Below are 26,525 nucleotides of genomic sequence, written 5' to 3'. Positions count from 1 at the left end.
AACCGGCCATCCGGTAGACCCGTTCCGCGATCGGACGCGGGAGGGGCGTGATGACGGACAGGGACAAGCGATCTCCGGAGCCCGGTCCGCGCTGGCCGCTGGCCAATCAGTGGCTATGGGTCGGGGTCTTCTGGGCGGTGTTGATACTGGGCGCGATCTGGTTTCTGCCCGACGAGGTGCCCGAGGAAATCTCCTACAGCGCCGTCAAGCGCATGATCGAGACGGGCGAGGTCGCCAGCGCCGAATTGCAGGAGCACGGCATCGTCGTGTCCGCCCCCGGAACCACAGGCAGCGGCGAGACGCGGTACCGGGCGGTGACGCCGGTCCAGGGAGATCCCGGCTTGCTGCCCCTGCTCGAGACGATGCGGGTCGAGGTGAGCGCGACAGAGCCGCGAGACATCTCGCTGTTGAGCCTGCTGCTGCCATGGGTCGTGATCCTCGGAGCGTATTTCTGGCTGCAGCGCCGCCTGATCGGGCGGATGGCCGGTGGCCTCGGCCCGGGGGCGGGCGGCTTCGGCGCGGGCGGGCTGCTGGGTGGCCGTTTCACCAAGCCCAGCCGACCGGCGCAGGAGGTCACCTTCGACGACGTGGCCGGGCAGGACCAGGCCAAGCGCGAGGTGGCCGAGCTTGTCGAGTTCCTGCGCGACGCGGACCGGTTCCAGCGCGTCGGCGCCGAGGTGCCGCATGGCGTGCTGCTGGTCGGGCCGCCGGGCACCGGCAAGACGCTTCTGGCCAAGGCGCTGGCCGGCGAGGCCGACGTGCCGTTCTTCTCGACCTCGGGCTCCGAATTCATCGAGATCTTCGTCGGCGTGGGGGCTGGCCGGGTGCGCAAGATGTTCGAGGCCGCGCGGGCTGCAGCCCCGGCGGTGATCTTCATCGACGAACTCGACAGCATCGGCCGGACCCGCGGCACCGGGCTGGGCGGGGGGCATGACGAGCGCGAGCAGACGCTGAACCAGATCCTCGCCGAGCTCGACGGCTTCGGCGGGCGCGAGGCGGTGGTCGTGCTGGCGGCGACCAACCGGCCCGACGTGCTCGACCCGGCGCTGCTGCGCCCGGGCCGCTTCGACCGGCACGTCACGCTCGAACTGCCCGACCGGGCCGCACGGCGCGCCATCCTCGACATCCATGCCGGACGCCTGCCGCTGACGAACGCGGAGGATCTCGATGCGATCGCCGCCGGCACGCCGGGATTTTCCGGCGCGGATCTGAAGAACCTGCTCAACGAGGCCGCGATCATGGCGGCGCGGCGCAGCGGGACGGGCATCACCCGCGCCGATCTGGAGGAGGCGCGCGACAAGGTGATGATGGGCACCGTCCGCTCGCTGGCGATCCGCCCCGAGGAACGGCACCGGCTCGCGGTTCACGAGGCCGGGCACACCGCTGCCGCCTTTTACACACCCGGCGCCGACCCGCTGTTCAAGGTGACGATCATTCCACGCGGCCGCGCGCTGGGCGGCACGCACATGCTGCCCGAGGCGGAGCGCCACACGCTCGACGAGGCCTATCTGCGCGGGCAGCTGGTCGCGTTGCTCGGCGGACGGGCGGCCGAGCGGACGCTGCTCGGGTCGGTCAGCTCCGGGGCCGACGACGACATCCGCCGCGCCACCGGGCTCGCGCGCGCCATGGTGTCGCGCTGGGGCATGGACGAGGCGCTCGGCCCGGTCGATCTGAAGCAGAGCGAAGACCATCCCTTCATCGGCCAGTCCATCGCGCAGCCGTGCAGCCATGCCGACGAGACGGCGGCCCGGGTCGACCGGGCGGTGATGGCGCTGCTCAAGGACGCGGAGCGCCGGGCGACCGAGATCCTCGAACGGCACCGCGCGGAGATCGACAACCTGGTCGAGGCGCTGGAGGCGCGGGAAACCCTCGATGCCGACGAGATCCGCCGCTGTCTCGATCCGGAAGGGAGAGCCACCGTGATCGCCCCGCAGGTGGCGGCGTGTCCCTGACGAGGGATCGGCGCCCTGATCGGTCCGCCAGAAGCCGAGGCGACCGGGTGCGCCCGTTTCCATCGCACCAGATACGGGGTCCTCCAAAGGCCCGGCTGGTCGCCGAGAGCTCCGCGGCTGATGGAGGGGTGGTGGCCGGGCCGATCAAGCGCAACGGCCATCACGGCTACGACGCCGCGAGGGGCGAATACGTGGACCTCGTGGGGGAAGGCATTCTCGACCCGACGAAGGTGGTTCGCGTCGCGTTGGAGAACGCTGTGTCCGTCGCGGGCACGCTGCTGCTGACCGAGGCCACGATGACCGAAGTGGCTACGCTCGCGGCGGAGGAGCGACATCCCGCGGAGTTCGGGTTGCGATAGCCGGATATCCTCTAGCCGATCCCGCGAAACAGCGATCCGACCAGATAGGCGATCGCGGCTGCCGTGCCGCCGATCGCCAGCGTCTCGAGGCCCGAGCGCCACCACGGCGCCAGCGACCAGCGGCTCTTCAGCGCGCCGATCGCGAAGAAGGCGGCCCCGGTCATGGCGATCGACAGACCGAAAGCCGCCCCGAGGCCGAGCGTGAAGGGCGCGAGCGGCACCAGGCCGGCGGTGAGGAAGGCCGCGAATGTCACCAGCGCGGCGGGCAGAGGGGCCGGGGCCCTCGGGCTCAGCCCGTATTCGTCGACCAGCATCAGCTCCACCCAGGCGCGGCGGTCGCGCGAGATCGCGGTCACCGCGCGCTCCAGAACCGAACCGTCGAGGCCCTTGGCCGCGAGGATCTGGCGGATCTCCTCGCGCTCGCCTTCGGGGTAGAGATCGATGTGACGCTCCTCGACCGCCCTGAGCCGGGCGGCGTCGTCGCGCTCGGCCTTGGTGCCGGCATAGTTGCCCGCCGCCATCGAGAACCCGTCGGCCAGGAGGTTGGCGGCACCCAGCGCGAGGATGATCGCGGGCGACAGCCCGGCGCCCTGCACGCCTGCGACGATGGCGAAGGTCGTCACCGCCCCGTCCATCGCGCCGTAGATCGCATCCTTCAGATGCCCGCCTTGCCCGGCGCGGGCCAGACGTTGCGCGATCTCGGCCCGGCCGTGGCCATGATCGGCGGGACGCTGGCCGAAACGCAGCATGCTCAGCCTGCGACCTGGATGCTCTCGAGCCAGTGGATCAGGTCGGTGATCGACTGGCTGGTCAGCACCGGCTGGCCGGACTGGGTCGAAAGCGTGCCGAAATCGGTGTCGAAGACCGGTCCGAAGACCGGCATCTCGCCGCCATGGCCCAGCAGGGGATCGCGGCCGTCGATCTGGCGCGTGGCGCGGGCGACCGGAAAGCTGCCGCCATTGCGCTCCGACAGGCGGGTGAGATCCGGCGGCGCGCGCCTGAGCATCTCGGCGAAGGGCCCGTCACCGCGAGCCTCCGGGCCGTGGCAGGACTGGCAGAACACCATGTAGAGATCGTGGCCCGCCTCAATCGAAAGCGGGTCCTCCACCTCCTGCGCCTGCGTCGTGCCGGCGATGAGAAGAACGAAAGGGAGTAACGGTCGCATGATCGGCTCCTTTGCTGCGGCCCCAGCTTGGCCGGTGAACGCGCCATGGGCCTTGACCTGCATCAAGGCAGCCCCGGGGGTGCCGGACCAAGCTGGCCGACATGGGGCGAAACGCGTTCCCGGGGGAGATGGAAGGCATGGAGCGGGTTCTGGTCGCGACGGATCTGACGGGGCAGGGCGCCCGCGCGTTGCGGCGGGCGGCGATGCTGGCGGAGGCGCTGGGCGCCGGGCTGGAAGTCCTGCATGTCCTGCGCGACGATCTGCCGGACGATCTGCGGGCCGAGTTCGAACGCGTCGCGGGCGGGCGGCTCGCGACGGAGGTCGCGGCCCTGCGCGCTCGGCTGAACGGTCGAGTCCGGAGCCGGCTCGAGTTCGGCACGCCCTGGATGACGATCCTCGACGCCGCCGCCGAGGCGGATCTTCTGGTGATGGGGGCGCACCGCCATGCCGGGATCGCGGAGTTGTTCCGCGGCACCACGGTCGAGCGCGTCGCCAAGGCCTGCGACATGCCGCTGCTCGTCGTGCGTGGCGACCCGGTCAGCCCCTACGGCTCGCTGCTCGCGGCCACCGATTTCTCGCTCGCCGCGCGCGCCGCGCTCGAGGCGGCGCTGCGTCTCGCGCCGAATGCGACCACCCGCCTGCTACATGCTCACAGCGTGTGCTTCCGCTACCTGCTCGGCGGCGAGAGCCGACGCTCGCTGCTGCATGCCGAACGTCGCCGCCAGCGCGAGACCGCCGAAACCGACATGGCCACATTCCTCGGCGGATTGGAGACGCGGCTGGCCGGCGCGGAGCGCATCTTCGTCGAGGATGCGCCGGAGGCCGCGATCCGCCGCACGCTGGCGACCGAGCCGGCGGATTTGTTGGCGATCGGCACCCATGCGCGGCCACGGCTGTCCGAAGCGCTGCTGGGCAGCGTGGCGCGCGGCCTGATGGCGGACCCGCCCTGCGACCTGCTCGCCGTGCCGCCGCCGTTCCGAACCGCCGGATAGAAGGAGATTGAGCCATGACAATCAGGACCATAGCCCTGTGCTTCACCGACGCGGCACAGGCCGAGACGCTCATCCGGGCCGGGGCCGCGCTGGCGCGCGAGAAGGGCGCGCATTTGCTTGGCCTCCACGTGATGCCCGATCCGCAGATCTACCCGGCCGTCTCGTCGCACATGACCGGCGAGGTCCTGTCGCAACTCCGCGACCGCCAGCGCGACGCCGCCCGCGAGATGCAGGCCTTGTTCGATGCGCGCGTCGCGGCTGAGGGTGTCGCGGGGGAGTGGCGCTGCCTCGGGGCGAAATACATCACCCCCGCCGAACGGATGGTCGAGAGCGTGCGCGCCGCTGACCTGGTGATGGTGGGGCGCCCCGACGGAGATCGCACTGGCCGCGGTGAGGCGGAGATCATCCGTGCCTCCGGTCGACCGGTTCTGATGATCCCGCCGGGATGGGAGCCCGCGCCGCTGGGGCGCGCCGCGGTGATCGGTTGGAGCGAGACCCGCGAGGCCGCGCGTGCGGCGCACGACGCCGTCGATCTGCTGGAGAAGGGGGCGGAGGTCACGTTGCTCAGCGTGGCAAAGCTGCCCGACCGTGACGCGCACCACTACCCGGCGCAGGACATGGCCACGATGCTGAGCCGCCATGGCCTGAGAGCGAGGGTCGTGCATCGCGAGGCCGAGTCATCGAAGATCAGCGAAATTCTCGAGCGCGAGGCGTTCCAGACGGGGGCGGGGTTGATCGTCACCGGAGCCTTCGGCCATTCGCGCGCCTACGACTTCGTGCTCGGGACGGTGACGTGGAGCCTCCTGCGCCACGCCAGGCGGCCGGTGTTGTTCTCCAAGTGACCTCAGCTGCCGGCGCCGACCTCGCCGAGCACCCAGCCGGTGAACTCTCCAAGGGCCGTGCGCATGGCCCGATCGAAACCCGCGGCCAGCGCTGCGCTGTCGGTCGAAGGCGTTTTGGCCACCGCCTCGATCCGGCGAGTCGAGACGACGGCCGCATCGCTTTCGCGTACTAGCCGGACCAGCAGCTCGATCTCGACCTGCGCGCCCTCGGCGGTGAAGGCCTCCGCATGGAAACCGATGATCTCGGTCAGCACCGCGTAATCGCCGCCCACACCCAGGGGGCTGCGGCCGACATATCGCAGCGCGGCGCTGTCGCCGAGGCTGCGCACCATCAGCGTCTGGACCATCTGCGGCACCGGGTCGGCCCAGCGCGCATCGGGCAGGTACTGCGCCCGGAGCGGATCGGGGCGGATCATGATCCGGTCGGTGGCGATGCTGCCGGAGGCCACGGGTAATTCGACGATCACGTCGAGCGGGCGTGGCGCGACCGCGGGCGCGGCCATCTCCGGCGAGCGCAGTTCGAAGACCTCGAGCGGCGCCGAAGCCCGGTCCAAGACATCCAGCGCGCCACAGCCGGACAGCAGCAGAAAGAGCCCTAAACCGGCCGCACCCTGAACCCGAAGCATTCCATTCCCTTCACCTGCGGAAGGCGGGGGCCCGGTCGTCCAGCAGGAAGCGGGCGGGGTCCCGATCCATCCGGCCGACCATGCGGTCGAGGTTCCCGACCAGGGCACGCGCCTCCCGTGCGAGGCGAGCATAGCCCGGAAGCGCCTCGGCCGTGAAGCCGTCCAGCGCGGTTCCCGACCGCGCCACCGTGGTGGCCAAGGTCTCGAAGGCGGTCGCCGCCGCCTGGCTCGCGCGCCGCAGATCCGTGCCGATCCCGGGCAGTTCGGCGGAGACCGTGCCGATGGCCTCTTCGAGGCCCGAAGCGGCGCCCCGGACGTCCGAGATCAGCGGCGTGATCTCCTCTTCCGCGATCCGCGCCGTCTCCGAGAAGGTGCGTTCGGCCGAGGCGAAAGCGGCTTCGCCGCGCTGCATGGCGGTCTCCAGAGATCGCATGGCGTTCTGCGCGGCCGTAAGCCCGTCCGCCGCCCCCGTGACGAGGGTTTCGGCCGATCCGGCGAGCCGGGCGGCGCTTTCGGTGGCGCTCGCGAAATCGGGACCCAGCGTCGAGACGAGATCGTCCATCGCGCGCCCGGTGCCGCGCAACTCCGATATCATCGGCGCGAGATCCTCGTCGACCAGCCGCTCGGCCCGCGCCACCAGGTCGCGCGCGGAGCCCGAAAGGGCCGCGATCTCGCGCTCGGTGGTTCCGATCGCGGGGCCGAGCCGGGCCGCGGCATCGGTGGCGCTCCTCAGCAGTTCCGCGGCCTCGTCGAGGCGGGCCCCGGCCGCGTCCCCCGCCGATGCGAGCGTGTCGATCATGCGCCGGGCCTCAGGGCCCAGCGCCCCGATCTCGGCCCGTAAATCCTCGAGCATCTGCTGCAGGGCGGTGCTGGCGGCGCTTGCCTCCTCGGCCATGTAGCGGTCGGTCTCGGCCAAGAGATCCTGCGCCGCCTGAAGGGTCTTGGAGCCGCTTCGCATCGTCTCCCCGGCGGTCTCCGTCAGCGTATCGATCCGGGCCATGGTGGTCTCGGCCCGGTCGGAGAGGCGCAGGAGCCCATCGGCGAGATCGTCCCATGTGTCGTTGAAACGCCCGGCTTCGGCCGCGACGCCGGTGATCGCCTCCGCCGTGCCGGACAGCTCGTCGAGCGTATCGGCCAGCGCCGCGCTCGCCCGTTCGGTGTTGTCGAGGATCCGCACGACGCGGTCGCGGTTCGCTTCGTCGAGCAGGGTGTCGAGGCGCTGCATGACCGAGAGCGCCTCGTCGAGCAGTTCTGGCGCGCTGCGGGTTAGCGATTGCAGGGTCGAGGGACCGGCGGCGATGCGCGGCAACGGCTCGCCGGGGGCGGACGAGAGCAGTGGCGAGTCGGGCGATCCCGCCTCGATCGCGACATAGGAGACGCCGGTCACGCCCAGCGCCTCGATCCGGGCGATGCTGTCGCCTCGGACCGGGGTATCGGCCTGAACCTGCACCACGACCCTAATGGCGCCGGTCTGGTCGGGGGCGAGGGCGAGGTCGGTGACCTGACCGACCAGCAGCCCGCCGAAGCGCACCTCCGAGGCGCGGCCGAGCCCGGAGACGCTGTCGAACTCGATCTCGTAGGTGGCGAACTGCCGGTCCAGCTCGACCCGGGCGAACCAGAGCAGGAAGGCGAGGATGCCGAGCAGACCCGCGAGGGTGAAGGCGCCGACGAGCACGTAGTTGGCCTTGGTCTCCATGTGTCACCTCCCTTGCGGTGCGACCGGGCCGGACCTGCGGGCGGCCCGGCCACGGGGGCCGTGGAAATAGTCGCGCACCCAAGGGTGCTCGACCGCCAGCATGTCATCGAGCGTGCCCGTGGCGAGCACGCGGCGCTCGGCCAGCACGGCGACACGGTCGCACAGCGCGTAGAGCGTATCGAGATCGTGGGTCACCAGGAACACGCTGAGCCCCAGCGCCTGCACGAGATCGCGCATCAGCCGGTCGAAGGCCGCGGCGCCGATCGGGTCGAGCCCTGCGGTCGGTTCGTCGAGAAAGACGATCTCGGGGTCGAGCGCGAGCGCGCGCGCGAGGCCCGCGCGCTTGCGCATGCCGCCCGAAAGCTCGGCCGGATAGGTCTCGGCCGCGTCGAGCGGCAGCCCGACCATGGCGATCTTGAGCTCGGCCAAGGCGCGGCGGGTGTCCGGGTCGAGGCCTTCGACGCCGCGCAGCGGCACCTCGACATTCTCGCGCAGCGTCAGCGAGGAGAACAGCGCCCCGTCCTGGAACATGACCCCCCACCGCGCCGCGAGCGCGGCTCGTCGATGCTCGTCGATCCCGGTCATCTCCTCGCCGAACACCGCGATCCGTCCGGCATTGGGTCGCCGCAGACCGACGATGCTGCGCAGCAGCACCGACTTGCCCGTGCCCGAGCCGCCGACCACGCCGAGTACCTCGCCGCGCCGCATGTCGAGATCCAGCCCCTCATGGACGCGGTGCGGCCCGAAGCGGTTCTCCAGCCCGCGAATGCGGATCACCATGTCGTCGCTCCCGGTCACAGGCCGACCTGCGCGAAGAGGATCGAGAACAGCGCGTCGGTGACGATCACCGCGAAGATCGCGGTGACGACGGCGCTGGAGGTCATCCGCCCGAGCGACTCCGCGCTGTTGCCGACCTGCATGCCGGCGCGACAGCCGACGATGCCGATGATCAGCGCGAAGACCGGCGCCTTGACCAGCCCGACGACCACATGGATCGGCTCGACGCCCTCGATCAGCCGGGTGCGGAACATCGCGGGCGAGATGCCGAGCTCGGCCCATGACATGAGCGCCCCGCCCAAGAGCCCGCTCAGATCGGCCACCAGCCCGAGGATCGGCAGGGTGATCACCAGCGCCAGGATGCGCGGCAGGATCAGCGCGCTGGCCGGGTCGATGCGCAGGGTCTGCATGGCGTCGATCTCCTCGCGCATCTTCATCGAGCCGATCGCCGCGGTGAAGGCCGAGGCGGTGCGCCCGGCGACGATGATCGCGGTGAGCAGGACGCCGAGTTCGCGCAGGATCGAGATGGCGATCAGCTCGACCACGAAGATCTCCGCGCCGAAGGGACGCAGCTGGGTCGCGCCCTGAAAGGCGAGCACGACGCCGATCAGGAATGCCATCAGCGCGACGATCGGCACCGCGCGCAGCCCGACCTCCTCGCAGTGATGCACGAGCGAGGTCAGGTGAAACCCGCGCGGCCGCCGGAGCGCTCCGAGCAGCCGCGCGGTGAAGATGCCGAGATATCCCAGCAGGTCGCGCAGGAAGGTCCCGGCGCCGGCGACCTGCCTGCCGAGCCGGTCGAGCAGCGTGGCGACGGTGAGCGGCGGCCGGGTCGCGGGCTCGGCCCGCTCGAGGTTCGCGCGCACGACCTCCACGAGCGGCAAGGCGTGTGGCGGCACCGATGCGATGGTGAGATCCGTCCCCTCCTGCCGCAGCCGCGCCTGCTCGGTCAGTAGCAGCCACGCGCCCGCGGAATCGAGGCGCTGCAGCGCCGAGAGGTCGAGCGTGGCGTGAGGGGCGAAGGGGATCTGCGCGAAACGGCGGCGGGCCTGTTCGAGTTCGGGCAGGCCGAGGGAACCCGAGATTTCGATCTCTGGCCGTCCGGCCGTCGTGCCGATCTTGATGCTCATCGGTCGGGCCGCCGCGACGCGCGGGCCTCGGACCAGCCAGCCGCGCCTTCCCCGCGCAGGGGGGCAAGTGTGGGGCCAGCCGCGCGGGGCACGGGACGCGCCGCCGGGCATTCGATCGCGGTGAGGATCATGGAGCGGCCTTTCCAGCAGAGGTGGGGCGAGTATCGCCGCCCGTGGACAACCCGGCCCTGATCTGGATCAAGGCACGGGAGCCACGGGTCGATATGATGCCGCCCCGCGATGCGGCGGCGCCTGTCGGGTCGGCGGTCTCGGGGTCATTCGCGCTCGGCTGCCCGGACCGCGACGCCCTCGGCGATCTTCTCGCCGGGATGCACGATGACCACGTCACCGATCTCCAGTCCGCCCAGCACCTGCGCGACCGTGTCGTTGCGCCGGCCGATCTCCAGCACGGCGCGGCGGGCGCGACCCTCCTCGACCACGAAGCTTGACCAGTTCTGGCCATGGCGGAACAACGCGGCGATCGGCACCTGCAACTCGTCCGGAAACCGCCACAGCACGATGCGCAGGCGCAGGGCATAGCCGTTCCCGAGCCCGACGGGCGGTGCGTCGGGCGTTGTGAAATCGAAGATCGCCTCGACCCGCTGCTCCTCGATCCCGAGCGCAGAGACCTCGGTCCGCGCTGACGGCTCGATCCGGCGCAGGTGGGCAGGCGGCTCGCCAGCGCCACCCCAGCGCGCGACACGGGCGAGGGCGTCCTCGGGAAGGCGGACGGCATCGCGCGACAGGAGGTCCGCGACGATCTCCAGATCGTTCGGATCGCCGATGTCGAGCAGCCGCTGGCCGGCGGCGACCGGCCGCGCGCTGAGCTGGTCGATGGCAAGGACGACACCGCTGGCCGGGGCGCGGATCTCGACGCAGCAGCCACCGCCATCCCCGGTCCCGTCGCCGGGACCGATCAGAGCGGCGCGGCTCCGGTCGAGCGCGCCCTGTGCCATGATGCGCGTCGACAGCGCCGTGTCGCGGGCGGCCTGCGCGACCTTGAGCGCCTGCGTCGCCTCCTCCAGCCGGTCCGCAGGGGCGGCGCCGCGCTCGACCAGCGTCCGGGCCTGGTCGTGGCGCGACTTGGCGTAGCTGAGCTCCTGCAGGGCCTGCTGCAACCGGCTTTCGGCGGCGGCAAAGGCTGCTTGAGCCTCCTGCGTGGCGGCCTCGGCCTCGACCCGGCTGCGCCGGTCGAGCAGGCTGGGTTCGATCGGCTCGACCACGGCGACCAGCGTCTCGCCGGCCACCACCGCGTCGCCGACCCGGACGGGCGAACGTCGGGCGGTGCCCGTGATCGGCGCCGAAACCTCCCAGACCTCGCGGATCCGCGCCTTTCCCTCCACCTCGAGCGTGACCTCCATCGGCCCACGCGCAACTTCCACCAGCTCGGCGGTGACGGGGATCGGTCGAAACGCGATCCAGAGGAGACTCGCGACGATCAGCGCCGGGATGGCGAACAGGGCGATCAGGCGGATAGGGCGGGCCATGGTTTCATTCCCTCGTCTTGAGGACGTCCAGAAGATCCAGCCGGTCGAACCGCCTCCGGACCAGCAGCGCGGCGGCCAGGATCGCGGTCAGCGTCAGCAGGCTCGCGCGCGCGAAATTGGCCGGGGTCAGCACCAGCGGAATCCGGTAGAGATCGCTGTCGAAGCCCGAGACCATGCCTTGCGCGATCAGCGCGCCGATCCCCCAGCCCAGCGGCTGCGCCAAAAGCGCCAGCACGGCGGTTTCGCCCAGCAGGATCGACGCCGCCTCGGTGCGGGTGAAGCCGAGGATTCGCAGGCTGGCCAGCTCGCGCGCCCGCTCGGAGAGCTGGATGCGGGCGCCGTTATAGGCGACGCCGGCCGTGATCAGCCCGGAGATCGTCAGGAACAGGATCGTGTTCCAGCGGATGTTCTGCCGGATCGTCTCGCGAAAGCTGTCGCGGACCTCGGTCAGCATGACGCTGGCCGCCAGCGTGGGCAGCGTCTTGAGCGCGGCCTGGAACTCGGGCAACGCGGCGGGGTCCAGCGCCAGATGCAGGGCGGTGACCCGCGGCGCCCGGCCCAGCCGCGCCGCGAGCGCGTCGTGGTCCATGTAGGCCCCGAGGCCGAGATATTGCCGCGTCACCGCCGCGACCGGCTCGCTGAAGTCGCGCTCCCGGTCCCCGGCGACCTCGACCTCGACCATGTCGCCCGGGCCGACCTGTAGCTGCTCGGCCAGCTGGCGCGACAACATCAGCGCCGTCTCCGGAGCCGCGACGATCCGGCCCTCGGTGTCGAGGATCCGGACCAGGTCGCCGCCGGGGGGCTGGGCGGTGATCGAAAGCCGCTTGGACAAATGCCCGTTGCGCAGCGTCACCGCGAGATCGAATTGCGGCTCTACCCGCAGGACGCCGGGCAGGGCACGGGCCTGCAAGGCCGCCCCGGCCGGCGCTTCCGCGCCGAGGACGAGCGTCGCGTGCTGGCGGTTCGCCCGGTAGAACGCGCTGTCCATCACCACGTCCATCGCGTCGATCATGAAGCTGGAGGCCACGAGTATCGCGACCCCGGCCGAGAGCCCCAGCATCGTCATCGCGGCACGGACCGGCCAGCGCAGCAGCCCGCGCAGCACCATCTTCGCGGGCTGCGACAGCCACCGCCCGGCCGCCAGCCGGTCGAGCGGCCCCTTGCCGAAGTTCGGGGGCGCAGGCGGGGCCATGGCCACCGCCGGGGCCAGCCGCGCCGCGGTCAGCGCGGCCCGTGCGGCCCCCAGCCCGGCCACCACGAGAGCCAGAAGCCCCGAAATCGCGTAGACGTCGAGACCATCCGGTCGGATCAGCCATGGAAAATCGAAGAACCGGGCGTAGATCCGCGCCATGCCGCCCGCCAGCCAGCTGCCGGCAAGCCAGCCGATCGCGATGCCGATGCAGGCCACCAGCATCGCGAGAAGCAGATAGTGCAGCGCGATCTCCGACTTGCGGTAGCCCAACGCCTTGAGCAGGCCAATCTCGGCGCGCTCCAACGCCACGATCCGACCCAAGAGCATGTTGACCAGGAAGCCCGCGATCACGAAGAAGATCGGCGGCAGCACGACGGTCATGTTGCGCAGCTGCTGGAGTTCGGCGGCGATGAAGGCATGGCTCGGATGCTGATCGCGCAGGCGGACGCCGGTGCCGCCCCAAGGCGCAAGCAGCGCATCGACCCGGTCCGCGACCTCCGCCGTGACGGCGGTCGCGTGCAGGGTCAGGGCGACGTCGTTGATGGCGCCTTCGAGGTCGAGCACCGCGCCCGCGGCCCGCTCAGGCATCCAGATGATCGCGAAGCCCGCATCGTCGGGCATCAGCCCGCCTGGGGGCAGGCTGTAGAGGAATTCCGGGCTGCGGAGCATGCCGGTGATCGTCAGGTCGAGCCGCCGTCCATTGGCGATCGCCGCAAGGCCGTCACCGGGGCGAAAGCCGTTGGCCTGCGCGAAGCGGGCGTTGACGGCGACCTCGCGGTCGCTGTCGGGGTCCGGCATCCGCCCTGAGACCAGCAGGGGCATGTTCAGGAGCGGCGCACCGGCGGGCAGGGACATCAGCCGGCCCGATCCCGGTGCCGGTCGATCCGGCAGGTCGAGCGTGACCGGTCCGACCTTTCGCGCCTCGGCCGAGCGGACGCCCTCGATCGCGCGTATTTCCTCGACCAGCTTGCCGGGTGCGCGGCGCACCGAGGCGAACATCTCGGCGAAGCGCTGGCGGCCGTAATAGTCGTTGAGCGTGGTGTCCAACGCCCGGATCATGCCGAAGGCCGTCAGCAGGATCGCCACGCCGCAGGCCAGTACCAGCGCGATCGCCGCGACCTGCGACCACAGCCGGCGCAGGTCGCGCAGCAACTTGCGGTCGATGGCGCGCGGCTTCACCATCGGATGCCCTCGGCCGCGACGCGGTTACGGTTGCGCGCGACGTCGATGACCCGGCCATCCTGAAAACGGATCACCCGATGCGCCATCCGTTCGATGTCGGCATTGTGGGTGATCACGAGGATGGTGGTCCCGAACCGGGCGTTGACCGCTTCGAGCGCCGACAGCACCGCGACGCCGGTGCGGCTGTCCAGCGCGCCGGTCGGCTCGTCGCAGAGCAGCACCTCGGGGCGCTTGGCGATGGCCCGCGCGATGGCGACGCGTTGCTGCTCGCCGCCCGAAAGCTGGGCGGGAAAGTGATCCAGCCGTGCATCGAGCCCGACCAGCGACAGGGCCTCGGCGGCGGGCATGGGGTCCATGGCGATGTCGGTGACCAGCTCGACGTTCTCGCGTGCGGTGAGGCTGGCCACGAGGTTGTAGAACTGGAACACGAAGCCGACATGGTCGCGCCGGTAGCGGGTGAGCTGCCGGTCGGTCATCGCGGTGAGCTCCATCTCCCGGAACCACGCGGCCCCGCGCGTCGCGTGGTCCAGACCGCCGAGGATGTTCAGAAGGGTGGATTTGCCGCTGCCCGATGGTCCGAGAAGCACCACGAGTTCCTCGCTCGGCAATTCGAGATCGACGCCGTCGAGCGCGCGGACCTCGTTCGGGCCTCCGGCGCCGTAGGTCTTGCTCAGCCCTTCGGTGCGGAACGCGGCCTGGCGGTCCGTACCCGTGTCATCGGCCGGCGCGCCGGTCTTCGATCGCGCCGAGAGGTTGCGCTGTCGGTCGCCGAGATGATCCATGGGCATCCGGGCCCCCTGTTCCGAGCGCGCCCCGAATTCTTTATCCGAAGGACGCCTGACGATCCCGTTCAGCCCGCAGGCGTTTCGCCCGTCACGACATCAGCCGTCATCATGGGCTTCGCGGTTGAACCAATGTCTCGCCCGATGCTGCGGCCATCGGCCCGAGGCCGCGTTGATCTACGTCAAACGACCCCCGGCACAGATCCGACCGAACCAGCGTCTCGATCTACCGCTTCGTTAACAACAGGCTGGCTGGCGACGGGATGACGCTGATCATCTGCCGGCGCCACAACCGGCGGCTCCCTTTGCCGTTCATGAACGCCAGGCCGGGCAGTGGGATTCCACATCTCACCGCGATTGGCGGCAGCCAGGAGTAGCTTGGAAATCACCAGATCCCGGCCGGGGATCGGGGAACCCCTCGGTCCGACATCCTCGTCAGAAGCGTTCCCGGTCAAAGAATGCCGCGCCGCCCATGATCCGTCCAATGAGTTGGCAGCCGTCATCGCGCTGGGTGAAATGCAGCCACGTTTTTTGCGCAAAGCGGTCGGGAGCGAAGGCATGATACATCGCGCTCAGTTCGTCCCGCGAGACGCGGTGATCGAAGGCGGAGGTCGCCTCGAATGCCTCGCGCGCCTCGGTCGGCAGCGACCGAATCTGCATCGCATAAGCGGCGTATTCGGCGGTCGCCGGGCAATCGACGAACGGGCATTCTGCACTGTCGTAGGCGGCGTGCGTCAATTCGTGTACGACCACGCTATCGAAATAGGGCTCATCCGGCACGCTGGCAAAGGCGCGGTCCGGATCGCGGCGCTTGGCCATGAGCTCCGGCGACAGCAATCTGATGAGCGCTTCGCCGCAATGGAAGATGCCCATGCAACCCTCGGGAAGAGTATCCACGAACCTGAGCGTGACCCCCTCGGGCACAGCAACATTGCAGGCCGCAAGCTTCGGAATCTCACGAGTGGCAATCCGGCAGATGCGAGCACGAGTCTCTGACGTCCCACCCTCGACGATAAGACCCGCAGTCTGGCAGATGGTCTCTTCCTCGCCTGCGACGCTTGCGGTTGCCGCCAAAAGCCCGGCGATCACTCCGGCGGACCTGAGCACATCCTCCTCCTCTGGCGAGTCATGCGAAAGGTATCACGGTGCGCGCGCGATGATCAGGCCTTGATGTCCGCCGTCGTCATGGTCGCCCCCTCCATGAGGGGGCTCTTGGCATCGGCGGGGGCGAGCAGGTTGTTCTTCAGTGCGTCCACGATCTTCTGTCCCTCTGTCTCGTAGACCGTGAGCAGCGCGGCAGAGCGCTTCACGGCGTCGAGCCGGATTTCGGTCCGCAGGGAGAGGCACAGAAAAAGGTTTGATCCATGGTTTGGGTCGACCTGCGGGAGTCGTTTTCGAAAGTAGAAGACCCGCCCCCGGCGGAGCAGATGGGGCCCGGCGTAGCGGCTGGCCTGTCGGCGTCGTTTGAAGGGGCGGGAGGACCGGGGCGGTGTCACATCATGTGTCACACGCGGTGTCACAGCCGCGGGCGGGTGTAGCACATGATTCGATTCAGAGCGGAGTGAGGCTCTGATTTCATTGGGTTTTTGTGAAAACCTGGCTGGGGTGGTAGGATTCTGATCTAAGTTACTGATTATTATTATAATTATGGCATAAGGAAGTATATGGTGTCAACCGCCGGACAGGCAAAATGCCTTCTGTGTCCCAAGCTGTGTCACAGCGCCTCGATTGCCTGAGCCACGGTCAGGCCAGGGCGAGGATGACGGCGGGCGATGGCCGTAGGTGCAAGCGCGGACCGCACCCTTGAGGAGCGCCGTCCGAGGAGCGAGGTGACGGACTACAGATCGAGACTGACTGCTGATCTCGATCAGCGAGGCCCCGATGCGCCTTCGTCTGGGTGAATAGAATAGCCGGCTGTGGCCAGTTAAATTGACGCAGCAAATCTCGCCAACTCTTCCACGATCATCTCGCGGTCGTAGTCAAGTGTGGCGACATGGTAGGAGTTGTCCAGCCATCGCATAGTGATCGAGGCAGAGCCACTGTCCCTCGCGATACGATGCGCGTTAGTAGGCTCCACAACATGGTCGACGCGCGACTGTATGATCAAAAGAGGCTGCTGAAGAAGCGGCAGCATCAGCCCCGTGGCTGTGGTCAGCAGGAAGCGCTCATGCAGGGTCGAAGTGGGTATCCGATCGTAGCAGACCTCGTGCCGGCCGGGATGGCGGATATCGGAGCCGATTCCGGTGCAATAGCTCCCAAACGGCGTGTCGAAGACAGCGCGAGCCTGTTCGGGGCGATAGATGCCGGTCGAGCCGTTAATTGTCGCAACGGCCGCGATCCGATCTGGGTGGCGGATGGCGAGATTGAGCGCGAGCGTACCACCGAGCGACAGGCCCGCAACGATCACCCGATCAGCTTTGCCCTCCAGCTCTCGGAGCGCGGTCTCGGCCGAGGCGATCCAGTCCCGATGTGTGGTGCGGGCGAGATCCTCGGGTGAGGTGCCATGCCCCGCCAGCAGCGGCGCCGCGACGGTGCAGCCCGTGCGTGCATGCAGCGCGTGTCCGACATGGCGGATGCTCTGAGGCGTACTCGTGAAGCCGTGCAGAAGCAGGACGGCCGCGCCCGTCCCGGCCAACTCGAACGGTTCGCAGCATTCGTCGTCCATCGCGTCCTCCCCCTCGAGCCGGGTTCAAGAACTCCGGGGATCGCCGGGGAAACGCAAATCGCGATGCGCGATCGCATGATCGCAAACCGCTATCGCGCCATATGGGCGGTCTCTTCGCGGCCGAACTGTGCGCGGAAGCTGCGCAGGAGCGCGGTGTCTGCGACATGGTTCCACGCCATGGAGATGGTCAGGCTTCCCCGCAACCGGGACAGGGCCAGCATGCGCAACGACGCCGGCAGGGCCGGAGCCGCGTCCATCGGGTAGAGCGTGTAGCCCCGCCCCTCGGCCACGCGCTGGAACAGCACCTGCACGTCCCAGACTTCCTCGGTCACTTGCGGGACCAAGCCCGCCTCTGCGCAAAGCCTGTCGAGCAGCAGGCGATAGGCGCGCCAGTTTTCGCGCAACCCCATCACGAAGGGCGCACCCGAGAGCGTTTCGAAGTCAGGGTCCGGCGCGTCGCGCGGCAGCACCAGCCCGATCGGGCTGCTCCAGACCGGCTGCTGGCTGATCGCCGGGTGTGCCACGGTCTCGTGAGAAAGCAGGAAACCCGCGTCGATCTCGCCGCCGGCCAGCTGCCGCATCATCGTGTCCGTCGACAGCACGTGCATCTCGATCTGCACTCCGGGGCAAAGAGCCTCGAACCCGCGCAGCCCGTCCGAGATATGGCCCGAACTGGCCAGGGCCGAGTAGCCGATGATGACGTGACCATGCGAGCCGGTCTCGTTGCGACGGGCGGCGCGGATCGTGCGCTCGAACTGGGCGAGGCTCTGGCGGGCATCCTCGATGAAGCGCCGGCCCGGGGCCGTCAGCGAGACCGCCTTCGGGCCCCGCTCGAAGATCTCGAATCCGAGATCTTCCTCCATGTCGCGGATCGTCTTGGTGATCGCCGGCTGCGCGATGCCCAGCATCTCGGCGGCAGCCCGGAAGCCCCCCGCATCGGCGACGCCGATGGCGCAGCGCAGATGCCTGATCCCTATACGCGACTGTCGCATGAACTGTCCCTCCCGCCGAACCGCTTGGGCGATAACCATTTGCGATCAATCGATCAAGCATTGCTATTTGTGCCGGCACGGCCTTGCGCGGAACAGTCGGCCGCGGGACGAGGCGGCGTTGCCCGGGAGGGGGCATGCCGAACCGGGGAGGACGCATGGACGCGGTATTTCGAAAGCTGACCGGGGCCCTGATGCTCATCGGCGGGGCGGGCATCGTGCTGATGATGGCGCATGTCACGCTCGACGTGGTGCTGAAGAACCTGTTCAACGCGCCGATTCAGAGCACGATCGAGATCTCGTCCTACTACTACATGGTTGCCGTCGTGATGCTGCCGATGGCGCTGGTCGAATACGAGGACGAGCAGATCAGCGTCGACCTGCTCTTCGCGCGGTTTCCGCCGCTCCTGCGCCGGGCCTGCCTGCTGCTGACCTTCCTGATCACCGCGGGCGTGCTGTCACTCATCGCCTGGCGTACCGGGCTCGATGCGGTGCGCGCCTTCCGCGTGGGCGAAGTGGTGATGGGAAGCCGCGAGGTGATCGTCTGGCCGGCGCGTTGCCTTCTGCCTCTGGGCTTCGGCCTGGCGGCGCTCGCGGCACTGTTGCGCGCCGTGATGGCGCTGCGCGGCCGCGAGACGGCCAAGGCGCAGGCGGTGGAGGGCGCGGCGTGAGCATGCTGATGACCGGCTGGGCCGGTATCGCGGTGCTGTTCGGCCTGCTGGCAATCCGGGTTCCGATCGGCGTCGCGCTGATGGCGGTGTCGATCGGCGGCATCACGATGATGACCAACGCCACCGCTGCCTTCGGCATCGTCAGCGCGCTGCCTTTCAGTTTCATCGGCGACTGGTCGCTGACCGCGATCCCGATGTTCCTTCTGATGGGCTTCATCGCCGCCAACACCGGCCTGACGGCGGGGGCCTTCGACCTGCTGCGCCTGTTGCTGGCCCGGGTGCCCGGCGGGCTGGCCTCGGCCAGCGTCGGGGCCTGCGGGCTGTTCGCCGCCGCTTCGGGTTCGAGCATCGCCACCACCGCAGCCATGTCACGCATCGCGGTGCCCGAGATGCTGCGCGCGGGCTACCATCCGTCGCTGGCCACCGGCGTGGTCGCGGCCTCGGGCACGCTGGGCTCGCTGATCCCGCCCTCAATCTTGATGGTGCTCTACGGCATCTTCACCGAGCAGTCGATCGGCCAGCTCTTCATAGCAGGGGTGCTGCCCGGCGTGATTTCGGCGCTGATCTACATGGGCATGATCACCCTGCGCTGTGCCGCCCGCCCCGGCCTCGCACCGCGCGTGGCCGACCGGTTCGAGACGGCGCAGCTGCTGCGGCTGATCTGGTCGGTCTGGCCCTTCCCGGTGCTGATCCTCGGCGTTCTGGGCGGCATCTTCGGCGGTTTCTTCACCCCGACCGAGGCGGGGGCGGTGGGTGCCTTTCTCGCGCTGGTCATCGCCGGGCTGCGCGGCGGGCTGACGGTGGCGGCGCTGACCGGGGCGATCCGGCAGACCACGCTCGCCACCTCGTCGATCTTCTTCCTGTCGATCGGCGCGATCATGTTCACCCGCTTCATGGGGCTGTCGGGCGTGCCGCGGGCGCTGTCGGACATGATGCTCGCCGTATCCGATGAGCCGGTGGTGATCATCCTGATGGTCGCCGGCCTCTACGTGATCCTCGGCATGGTGATCGACTCGATCGGGCTGATGCTGCTGACCCTGCCGGTGCTGCTGCCGGTGCTGGAGGCCGCGGACGTCAACCTGATCTGGTTCGGCATCATCGCGATCAAGCTCTTGGAGATCGGCCTCGTCACGCCGCCGGTCGGGCTGAACCTCTACGTGCTGCACGGCGCGCTCTCGGGCCGGGTGCGGCTCGGCCATATCATCTCGGGGACGTCGTGGTTCATCGCGATGGACCTGCTCACGCTGATTCTGCTGATCGCCTTTCCCGCGATCAGCCTGTTCCTGCCATCGCTGATGGCGAACTGACACGACGACCACATTCACAGGGAGGATGACCATGACTATCGCAAGGATGGCGGCCGGAACCGCGATCGGGCTGGCGCTGCTGGGCGGCGCGGTTCAGGCCGAGCAGTACAACGCCAATCACTTCTTCGCCGAACGCCACTCGATGGTGCGCGGACCCTATGTCGACTTCGCCAAGCGGGTCGCCGAGGCTACCGGCGGCGAGGTCGAGTTCCGGGTGTTCTCGGGCGGCTCGCTGCTGCCTCCGGCGTCGTCGTTGCAGGGCCTGCGCGACGGCGTGGCACAGGTCAGCTATCACGCCGGCACCTACACCCCCTCCGAACTGCCGGTGGCCAACCTCGTCGGCAATATGGCGTTCTACAACACCGACCCGATGGTCATGGCCTTCGCCTCGACCGAGTTCGGCCTGACCAACGAGGCGGCGCTGGCCGAGTGGGACGAGAACGGCATCGTCTTCGGCGGCGGCTACTCGACCTCGGAATACGTGATGATGTGCAACCAGCCGGTCGAGACGCTCGAGGACGTCGCCGGCAAGCGGCTGCGGATGGCCGGCGGTGCCTGGTCGCGCTTCGCCGAGCATGTCGGCGCGATCCCTGTCTCGATCCCCTCGAGCGAGATGTACACCGGTCTCGACACCGGCTCGCTCGACTGCGCCGTGGCCGCGGCCGACGCGCTCGACAGCTTCAGCCTCAAGGACGTGGTGACCGATCTCAACACGCTCGCCATTGGCAACTACTACGCAGGCTTCGGCTGGGGCTACAACGAAGCATTCTGGACCGGGCTCTCTCCCGAGAACCGGCGCGTGCTGTTCGATGAGATGGCCTACGACCTCGCCCGCCATCGGGTCGAGTTTGACGCAGATGTCGATGTCGCGGTCGAGGCCGCACGAGCTGCCGGCATGACGATCCACGAGCCGGACCAGGCATTGCGCGATGCATTGGCCGAGTTCGTCGTGGCCGACGAGGCCGTGCTGATCGAGAATGCGACCGAGCGCGGGGTCGAGAACCCCGAGCAGATCCTCGCCGACTACAAGCGCATCGTCGATCGTTGGGCCGAGATGCTCGAGGGCGTCGACCGCACCGATGTCGACGCGCTCGCCGCGTTGGCGAAGTCGGAGATCTATGATCCGCTGGATGCCGAGACTTACGGTCTCGACTGAGTTTGGCGCAGAAATGCATGGGGAGAGGCGGCGCGCCTCTCCCTTTTTTTGAGGGAAGGTCGAGGGAATGAAGACGCGTTGGGGCCTGTTCGGCTTGGGATGGGCGCTGCTGCTGGCCGGAGCGATCATTGCCCATCTGGTGCAGACGGCAGGCGGTACAGAGATCAAGGACGTCCGCTTCATGGGAGCGAACGGCAATCTACAGAGCGGGTTGCTCTATGTACCCGAGGGAGTAAGCGCCGAAGATCCGGCACCAGCGATCCTTGCGGTGCATGGCTACATCAACTCACGCGAGGTGCAATCGGGCTTCGCGATAGAGTATGCGCGGCGGGGCTACGTTGTTCTGTCGCTCGACCAGACAGGACATGGCGCGTCCGAAGGCCCGGCCTTCTCGGCTGGCTTCGGCGGGCCGGCGGCGCTGCAATACCTTCGCAGCCTCGATATCGTTGATACCGACAATATCGGCCTCGAAGGCCACTCGATGGGCGGCTGGACAGTTCTGGCGGCTGCGAAGGCCCATCCAGATGATTACCGATCGATCGTTCTCGAAGGATCGAGCACCGGCGCGCCCTTTGCAGCCGAGGGCGACACGAACTGGCCGCGTAACGTCTCCGTGGTGTTTTCGGCCTATGACGAGTTCTCGCAGCTGATGTGGGGCGTGGCCAATGCCGACGACGCCGAGCAGAGCCCGAAGTTGCAGGCGCTGTTCGGGGCCGAGGGCCCGGTTGAGGAAGGTCGGGTCTACGGCGACATCGAGGCGGGCACCGCACGGGTGCTGTGGCAGCCGCCGGTGACGCATCCGGGCGACCACATCTCGCACGCCGCGATCGGCCATTCGATCGACTGGTTCGCACAGACGCTCGACGGCGGCTCGGCGCTGCCATCGGACGACCAGATCTGGTTCGCTAAGGAAATCGGCACGCTGGTCTCGCTGGTGGGCTGGGTCGTGCTGGTGCTGGGCACGATCGGTCTGCTGCTGAGTCTGCCGTCCTTCGCGCCGTTACGCGCACCGGTGGTCGACGCCGCGCATGAGCGACGCGGTGGCAAGTGGTGGCTCATCTTCGCGCTGGGGGCGGTGATCCCGGTGCTCGACTACTACCCGATCTTTACCTTGGCCGAGACGATCTTCCCGGCGAGCTGGCTGCTGCCGCAGACCATCACCACGCAGGTGGCGCTGTGGGCGGTCATCAACGGCGTGATCGTCTGGGGCCTCGGCTTCGTGATCCGCGGGGCACGGGTGGAGTTCGAACATGATACCCCACGCGCCGTAGCCCTGGCCCTCGCGACGATCTTCGTGGCCTACGTCGCGGTCCTTGTGCTCGACTTCTTCTTCAAGACCGATCCACGCTTCTGGTTCGTCGGGCTGCGGCCGCTGACCGCCGAGCGCTTCGGAATCGCGCTGGTCTACCTCGTGCCGTTCGGCCTCTACTTCCTTCTGGCGATGCGGGCGCTGCATGGTGGTTTGTCGGTCGCGGGGCAGAGTGCGGCGGCGGAATACCTCCTTAATGCGCTGGCACTGATGGGCGGATTCCTTGTGTTCCTGTCTCTGCAATACGGGGTTCTGTTCTCTACCGGCCAGCTTCTGACGCCGTCCGAGCCGCTGAACACCATCGTCATGTTCCAGTTCGTGCCATTGCTGCTGATCGCAGCCTTGATCAGCACCTACACCTATCGCCGTACTGCGAGCTATGTGCCAGGCGCGTTGATCAATGCGTTGTTCGTCAGCTGGTACGTGGTGGCGGGACAGGCGACGCAGTACGCCTACTGATGCGTCTTCGGTTCCGGCGTCCTTTGGCGGGACGTCGGAAGCCCCAGAAGCCCCATAGGCAGGTATGGTGCCGAAGATGGCTTTCCATGTTGCAGTGAATGCCCGGTATTCTGTGCAGCAATGCAGGAGCATATGGTGACAGCCAAGGGCCGCTTTGGGCCGGGAGCTGACACTCTTGGCCGGTAAATGCCGTTCGCCGCGGGGCGCCCGAACGGCAGCTGTGCGGCACGGAATACATGCAGGGAACGTGGTCGGGCGCCCGTTCCCTGCACGCCGGATCAGACCGACTGCATCAGGCGCACTTGGCCGATCCAATCGCTACTTTCGACCGCGTCAGCCAGGGTAGCGGCAACATCTCCGCGCGCGGCCTTCCCCTTGGGATCGACGTTGTTGCCAAGAGCAATGTTCCGGTCGCCATCCTCATCGGTCAGCTGCACGGGACGAACGATCGCGTAAGTCAGACCGGATGCTTTCAAATGCTCGTCAGCCTCGTGTTTGGCTTGGAGGTAATGACCCAATTCGTGCTCGGGGTCGGGGTCTTCCGTGCCAACCGAACTGAGCATGACGAAGCGGCTAACGCCGGCCTTGGCGGCCATGTCGATCAGGCACTTTGCGCCGTCGCGGTCGACCTTGTCGGTCATCTCGGGGCCGGTGTCGCCGCCCGACCCGGCGGCGAAGATCACGGCTTCGCAGCCGTCGCAGATGCCCTCTTGCAGGTCGGTCAGATCTCCATGGCGCAATGTGACGCCTTCGGGCAATTTGGAGGTGTCCGAGCTTTCGCGCACCAGCGCGATGGGGGTGTGGTCGCGCGAGATCAGCTCTTTGACGAGACGCAGGCCGGTCTTGCCGGTCGCGCCGGCGATGAGAATGTTCATGACGTCACTCCTTTGGTTCGTCGCGGAGTTTCAGGCTTCGGGCGCCATCGGCCCGGTCTTCTCGACCGCGGCTTTGTAGCCCGGCTGGGTTTGCAGCGCGGCCCAATAGGCTTCGATCCGCGGAGCGCTCTCGAGGAAGCCCATGCGCGAGAGGTTGGCCAGGAGGTAGGAGAACTGGATGTCGGCCAAGGTAACGTCAGTGCCGAAAAGCAGTGCGTCCGGCGTCAAGTTTCCCGCGATGTAGGCCAGATGGGTATCGAGCCTCTTGCGTGCGCCTTCGCTCGGCTCCTTGCTTTGCAACGCAGGGAGGAGGACGCCCATGGCCACCCCGGCAAACGAACTCTCGACGTAGTCGAGCATCTCCTCATGTCGGATTCTATCGACCGAGTCCCGAGGGGGCCGGTGGGCACCAGTGCCATAGGTATCGACGATGTAGCGCAGGCAGGCCGAAGACTCTGCGAGCAGCAGATCGCCGTCCTGTATCACCGGCGACTTGCCCAGCGGATGAACGTGACGTAGCGCCTCGGGCGCACGGAAATCCGCAGTGCGATCGTAGGTGACAAGATCATAGGGCTGTCCCAGATCTTCGAGAAGCCACGCCACGCGGATTGCGCGAGAGTACGCGAGGCAGTGCAGGGTAAGCATGAAAACTCCTTTCGTTGGAGGTGTGGGTTCGGCAGCCGGTACCTAAGAGGTCGAGATGCAAAGTCGGCCGTCGCATCGACGGTCTTCTCCACGGCGAAACCGCCATGCTCGCATCCTGAATCCGAATCCTCGACACCACCGAACGGCACCCCGGGACCGGCTGCGCCGTGGCTTGGCAGTGGTGCCCCATACGGCCGGGCGCTTCGCCACCACCGGCTATGACGGCGTCCCAAGAGACGCTTTTCTCGATTTGCTCGTGCATGTTGTTCAACCGCTCGGTGCTCGACAGCGGGCTGGGTGCAGTCTCGTCGCTCATCGGGTCGTCCGGTTTGATGTCCTGCATGGCAGCTCGCCTGCTGCTCGTGGCGCCGCCCGTGGGGGCGGTCGGCTGCGGTTGCGGGACGAGCTATGGCCCGTCCGGTCAACGGAAAGGCCGGGCATTGCCGGGGATGCACCCGGCGGCCTCGACGATCTCGGCCAGCACCGAGACGGCGAGGGCGCGCGGATCGCGGGTGCCGGGGATGAGCCCGATCGGGCCGCGCAGCCGGTCGAGCGCCGCCGCGCCGAAGCCCGCCGCCGCCAGCGCCGCCCGGCGGCGCGCCTGCGCGCGGTGGCTGCCCTGCGCGCCGATCCAGAAAGCCGGGCTGTCGAGCGCCGCCGACAGCAGATCCGGTTCGCGGTCGTGGTCGTGGAAGAACAGCACCACGGCGGTGAAGCGATCGATCGCGGCGGGGTCGATGCGGTCGGCAAACTCGGCGGGAAAGCCGGCGGCGCGGGCAAGCGCGACGAAGGTCGCGGCCTCGGTGCCTTCGCCCGCCACCAGCATGCGCGGATCGGGGCGGAGCGGCAGCGCGGGCAGGCCGTCGAGTTGCAGCAGGGTCTCGCGCCGGGCTTCGAGATCGGCCAGCGGCGCGTCGAGCGCCGGGCCGGGGTCGACCGGTTTCAATGTCACGTCGATGCCGCTGCCGCAGGGCAGGCGAATATCGATGAACTCGGAGCCCCGGCCGTAGCGCAGCGTTCGGGAGCGACCGCTGCGACGGGCCTCGGCGGCGTGCAGCGCGAGGTCGCCCTCGATGCAGCCCGAGGACAATTGGCCGACCGGGGCCGCGCCGTCGGGAAAGGCCATCACCGCGCCGAGCGGGCGGTAGAAGCTGCCGTCGATGCCGGTGAGCATCGCCAGTACGCCGCCGCGCCGGGCGAGGGCGGCGAGCGCGGGCACGGCCTCGGCGGCGCAGAGGGGGGTGGGTGCCGCGATGTCCGGCTCAACGATGAAGGGCTGACCGGGCATAAATTGACCTTTTGATTAGGTGATCTGGCAGGCGGTACGTTCCCACGACGACCTTCGCCGCGGCTCAGCGCGCGGGAGCGGAGTTGGTTCCACCTGTCCTCAGTGTTGCTCGGCCAAGACTGCCTCCCGTCTGCCCTGCATGAGACAAGATACTGAGTTCGACGTTGGGCGAACCGGCTCACTGAAAGGATCAGCAGGGTTTCTGGACTTCTTTTGTATAGAAAGCGCGTCGAAATCGGGCTGTTTGTTTGGAAAATTGAGCTGGCCAGCGCGGGTCGTGCTCCTTTCCCCTCAGAAAGTTCCGGCCTTTCTGAACGCCAGGGCTAACTCGTTCCCCAGCCAGCAGTGACGGGAGGCCCGACATGGCACGATCTTCGACACCTCCGCGGCCTGGTCTGTCGCGAAGAAGCTTCCTCGGGACCTCGGGCCTTGCCGCGGCCAGTGCGGGCCTTGCCGGCAGTGCGAAGGCCCAGGCACAAGAAACGCCCGCCGTCGCGCCCGACGCGCAGCCCAAGGTCAGCTTCACCCTGAACGGCAAGAAGCGCACGATCACCGTCGAGCCGCGTACCACATTGGTCGAGGCCTTGCGCGACACGATCGGCATGACCGGCACCAAGATCGGCTGCAATCATGGCCAGTGCGGCGCCTGCACGGTCCTGATGAACGGCCGCCGGATCAACTCCTGCCTGACGCTGGCACTGACCGTCGAGGGCGCCGAGATCACCACGGTCGAGGGACTCGCCGATCCGGAAGGCAATCTACACCCGATGCAGGCCGCCTTCGCCGAGAAGGACGCCTTTCAATGCGGCTACTGCACGCCCGGGCAGATCCTCTCGGCCATCGGATGCATCGAGGAGGGCCATGCCGGATCGCCCGACGAGATCCGCGAATATATGAGCGGCAATCTCTGTCGCTGTGGCGCCTATCCCAACATCGTCGCCGCGATCGAGGCGGTCCGTGACGGGCAGGGGGGCTGAGA

General features: G+C 68.3%; 25 protein-coding genes and 1 pseudogene. 10 read left to right on the top strand and 16 right to left on the bottom strand.

The genetic code is table 11. The features are described 5' to 3' along the window. Positions 1 to 50 precede the first annotated feature (50 nt). On the top strand, positions 51 to 1,952 hold the full coding sequence (ftsH, locus tag O4G76_RS17140) for an ATP-dependent zinc metalloprotease FtsH (protein ID WP_269398464.1): 1,902 nt from the start codon (positions 51 to 53) through the stop codon (positions 1,950 to 1,952). Between the two features lie 131 nt (positions 1,953 to 2,083). Further along, positions 2,084 to 2,311, top strand: a complete 228-nt coding sequence (locus O4G76_RS17135; RefSeq protein WP_269398463.1) for a TCP-1/cpn60 chaperonin family protein — start codon at positions 2,084 to 2,086, stop codon at positions 2,309 to 2,311. 11 nt (positions 2,312 to 2,322) lie between these two features. On the opposite strand, the gene O4G76_RS17130 is transcribed toward O4G76_RS17135, so the two are convergent. Beyond that, positions 2,323 to 3,060 (bottom strand): VIT1/CCC1 transporter family protein, encoded by a 738-nt coding sequence (locus O4G76_RS17130; protein WP_269398462.1) that lies wholly within the window; start codon positions 3,058 to 3,060, stop codon positions 2,323 to 2,325. A gap of 2 nt (positions 3,061 to 3,062) precedes the next feature. Beyond that, positions 3,063 to 3,476 carry a cytochrome c gene (locus tag O4G76_RS17125; protein WP_269398461.1) on the bottom strand — a complete coding sequence of 138 codons (414 nt, stop codon included), beginning with the start codon at positions 3,474 to 3,476 and terminating at the stop codon, positions 3,063 to 3,065. A 101-nt stretch (positions 3,477 to 3,577) separates the two neighbouring features. Here O4G76_RS17125 and O4G76_RS17120 point away from each other — a divergent pair, with 101 nt between their 5' ends. Both O4G76_RS17120 and O4G76_RS17115 read left to right on the top strand, forming a co-directional pair. Further along, positions 3,578 to 4,468 carry a universal stress protein gene (locus O4G76_RS17120; protein WP_269398460.1) on the top strand — a complete coding sequence of 297 codons (891 nt, stop codon included), beginning with the start codon at positions 3,578 to 3,580 and terminating at the stop codon, positions 4,466 to 4,468. 14 nt (positions 4,469 to 4,482) lie between these two features. Further along, positions 4,483 to 5,310 carry a universal stress protein gene (locus O4G76_RS17115; protein WP_269398459.1) on the top strand — a complete coding sequence of 276 codons (828 nt, stop codon included), beginning with the start codon at positions 4,483 to 4,485 and terminating at the stop codon, positions 5,308 to 5,310. 2 nt (positions 5,311 to 5,312) lie between these two features. Here the strand turns inward: O4G76_RS17115 and O4G76_RS17110 are convergent, their stop codons facing one another. From O4G76_RS17110 to O4G76_RS17060, 11 genes are all read right to left on the bottom strand, one after another. Beyond that, the gene (locus O4G76_RS17110; protein ID WP_269398458.1) at positions 5,313 to 5,936 is read right to left on the bottom strand and encodes an ABC-type transport auxiliary lipoprotein family protein; all 624 of its coding nucleotides are present in this window, start codon (positions 5,934 to 5,936) and stop codon (positions 5,313 to 5,315) included. 10 nt (positions 5,937 to 5,946) lie between these two features. Beyond that, complete coding sequence (locus O4G76_RS17105) at positions 5,947 to 7,632, bottom strand: MlaD family protein (RefSeq protein WP_269398457.1); 1,686 nt, start codon at positions 7,630 to 7,632, stop codon at positions 5,947 to 5,949. A gap of 3 nt (positions 7,633 to 7,635) precedes the next feature. After that, complete coding sequence (locus tag O4G76_RS17100) at positions 7,636 to 8,412, bottom strand: ABC transporter ATP-binding protein (RefSeq protein ID WP_269398456.1); 777 nt, start codon at positions 8,410 to 8,412, stop codon at positions 7,636 to 7,638. A 14-nt stretch (positions 8,413 to 8,426) separates the two neighbouring features. Beyond that, positions 8,427 to 9,539, bottom strand: coding sequence for an ABC transporter permease (locus O4G76_RS17095; RefSeq protein ID WP_269398455.1), 1,113 nt, complete (start codon positions 9,537 to 9,539; stop codon positions 8,427 to 8,429). 275 nt (positions 9,540 to 9,814) lie between these two features. Beyond that, positions 9,815 to 11,026: an efflux RND transporter periplasmic adaptor subunit gene (locus tag O4G76_RS17090; protein WP_269398454.1), complete on the bottom strand. Its 1,212-nt coding sequence runs from the start codon at positions 11,024 to 11,026 to the stop codon at positions 9,815 to 9,817. Between the two features lie 4 nt (positions 11,027 to 11,030). After that, complete coding sequence (locus O4G76_RS17085) at positions 11,031 to 13,400, bottom strand: ABC transporter permease (protein WP_269398453.1); 2,370 nt, start codon at positions 13,398 to 13,400, stop codon at positions 11,031 to 11,033. Continuing rightward, positions 13,394 to 14,182 carry an ABC transporter ATP-binding protein gene (locus tag O4G76_RS17080; RefSeq protein ID WP_269398489.1) on the bottom strand — a complete coding sequence of 263 codons (789 nt, stop codon included), beginning with the start codon at positions 14,180 to 14,182 and terminating at the stop codon, positions 13,394 to 13,396. Before O4G76_RS17080 ends, O4G76_RS17085 begins: the two co-directional genes overlap by 7 nt. Before the next feature lie 435 nt (positions 14,183 to 14,617). Then, entirely contained in the window at positions 14,618 to 15,271 is a 654-nt protein-coding gene (locus O4G76_RS17075; RefSeq protein WP_269398452.1) for a DUF6639 family protein, read from the bottom strand. Positions 15,272 to 15,342: 71 nt separating this feature from the next. After that, positions 15,343 to 15,492 (bottom strand): hypothetical protein, encoded by a 150-nt coding sequence (locus O4G76_RS17070; protein WP_269398451.1) that lies wholly within the window; start codon positions 15,490 to 15,492, stop codon positions 15,343 to 15,345. Positions 15,493 to 16,106: 614 nt separating this feature from the next. Continuing rightward, positions 16,107 to 16,847, bottom strand: a complete 741-nt coding sequence (locus O4G76_RS17065) for a carboxylesterase (protein WP_269398450.1) — start codon at positions 16,845 to 16,847, stop codon at positions 16,107 to 16,109. Positions 16,848 to 16,936: 89 nt separating this feature from the next. Beyond that, a complete protein-coding gene (locus O4G76_RS17060; RefSeq protein ID WP_269398449.1) occupies positions 16,937 to 17,839 on the bottom strand; it encodes a LysR family transcriptional regulator in 903 nt (300 codons plus the stop codon). A 155-nt stretch (positions 17,840 to 17,994) separates the two neighbouring features. Here O4G76_RS17060 and O4G76_RS17055 point away from each other — a divergent pair, with 155 nt between their 5' ends. The 4 genes from O4G76_RS17055 (at position 17,995) to O4G76_RS17040 (ending at position 22,738) form a co-directional block, all read left to right on the top strand. Further along, on the top strand, positions 17,995 to 18,507 hold the full coding sequence (locus O4G76_RS17055) for a TRAP transporter small permease subunit (protein WP_269398448.1): 513 nt from the start codon (positions 17,995 to 17,997) through the stop codon (positions 18,505 to 18,507). Beyond that, entirely contained in the window at positions 18,504 to 19,814 is a 1,311-nt protein-coding gene (locus tag O4G76_RS17050; RefSeq protein WP_269398447.1) for a TRAP transporter large permease subunit, read from the top strand. The genes O4G76_RS17055 and O4G76_RS17050 overlap by 4 nt, the downstream gene beginning before the upstream one ends. Positions 19,815 to 19,845: 31 nt before the next feature. Further along, a complete protein-coding gene (locus O4G76_RS17045; protein WP_269398446.1) occupies positions 19,846 to 20,970 on the top strand; it encodes a C4-dicarboxylate TRAP transporter substrate-binding protein in 1,125 nt (374 codons plus the stop codon). 67 nt (positions 20,971 to 21,037) lie between these two features. Next, positions 21,038 to 22,738 carry a S9 family peptidase gene (locus O4G76_RS17040; protein WP_269398445.1) on the top strand — a complete coding sequence of 567 codons (1,701 nt, stop codon included), beginning with the start codon at positions 21,038 to 21,040 and terminating at the stop codon, positions 22,736 to 22,738. Between the two features lie 278 nt (positions 22,739 to 23,016). Here O4G76_RS17040 and O4G76_RS17035 read toward each other — a convergent pair whose 3' ends face one another. From O4G76_RS17035 to O4G76_RS17025, 3 genes are all read right to left on the bottom strand, one after another. After that, positions 23,017 to 23,613: an SDR family oxidoreductase gene (locus tag O4G76_RS17035; RefSeq protein ID WP_269398444.1), complete on the bottom strand. Its 597-nt coding sequence runs from the start codon at positions 23,611 to 23,613 to the stop codon at positions 23,017 to 23,019. 30 nt (positions 23,614 to 23,643) lie between these two features. Beyond that, complete coding sequence (locus O4G76_RS17030; protein WP_269398443.1) at positions 23,644 to 24,258, bottom strand: glutathione S-transferase family protein; 615 nt, start codon at positions 24,256 to 24,258, stop codon at positions 23,644 to 23,646. A gap of 421 nt (positions 24,259 to 24,679) precedes the next feature. Continuing rightward, positions 24,680 to 25,546: an XdhC family protein gene (locus tag O4G76_RS17025; protein WP_269398442.1), complete on the bottom strand. Its 867-nt coding sequence runs from the start codon at positions 25,544 to 25,546 to the stop codon at positions 24,680 to 24,682. A gap of 362 nt (positions 25,547 to 25,908) precedes the next feature. On the opposite strand from O4G76_RS17025, the pseudogene O4G76_RS22085 reads away from it, so the two are divergent. Together O4G76_RS22085 and O4G76_RS17020 are read left to right on the top strand one after the other, a co-directional pair. Beyond that, a pseudogene (locus O4G76_RS22085) lies at positions 25,909 to 26,001 on the top strand (twin-arginine translocation signal domain-containing protein); the annotation flags it as partial. Positions 26,002 to 26,073: 72 nt separating this feature from the next. After that, positions 26,074 to 26,523, top strand: a complete 450-nt coding sequence (locus O4G76_RS17020; RefSeq protein ID WP_269398488.1) for a (2Fe-2S)-binding protein — start codon at positions 26,074 to 26,076, stop codon at positions 26,521 to 26,523. The last annotated feature ends 2 nt before the right edge of the window (positions 26,524 to 26,525 follow it).

It is taken from the genome of Limimaricola sp. G21655-S1 (genome assembly GCF_027213785.1).
In the GTDB taxonomy this organism is placed as follows: domain Bacteria; phylum Pseudomonadota; class Alphaproteobacteria; order Rhodobacterales; family Rhodobacteraceae; genus Limimaricola.
Note: the sequence above shows the minus strand (reverse complement) of the source record. Positions and strands in the feature narration are given on the sequence as shown.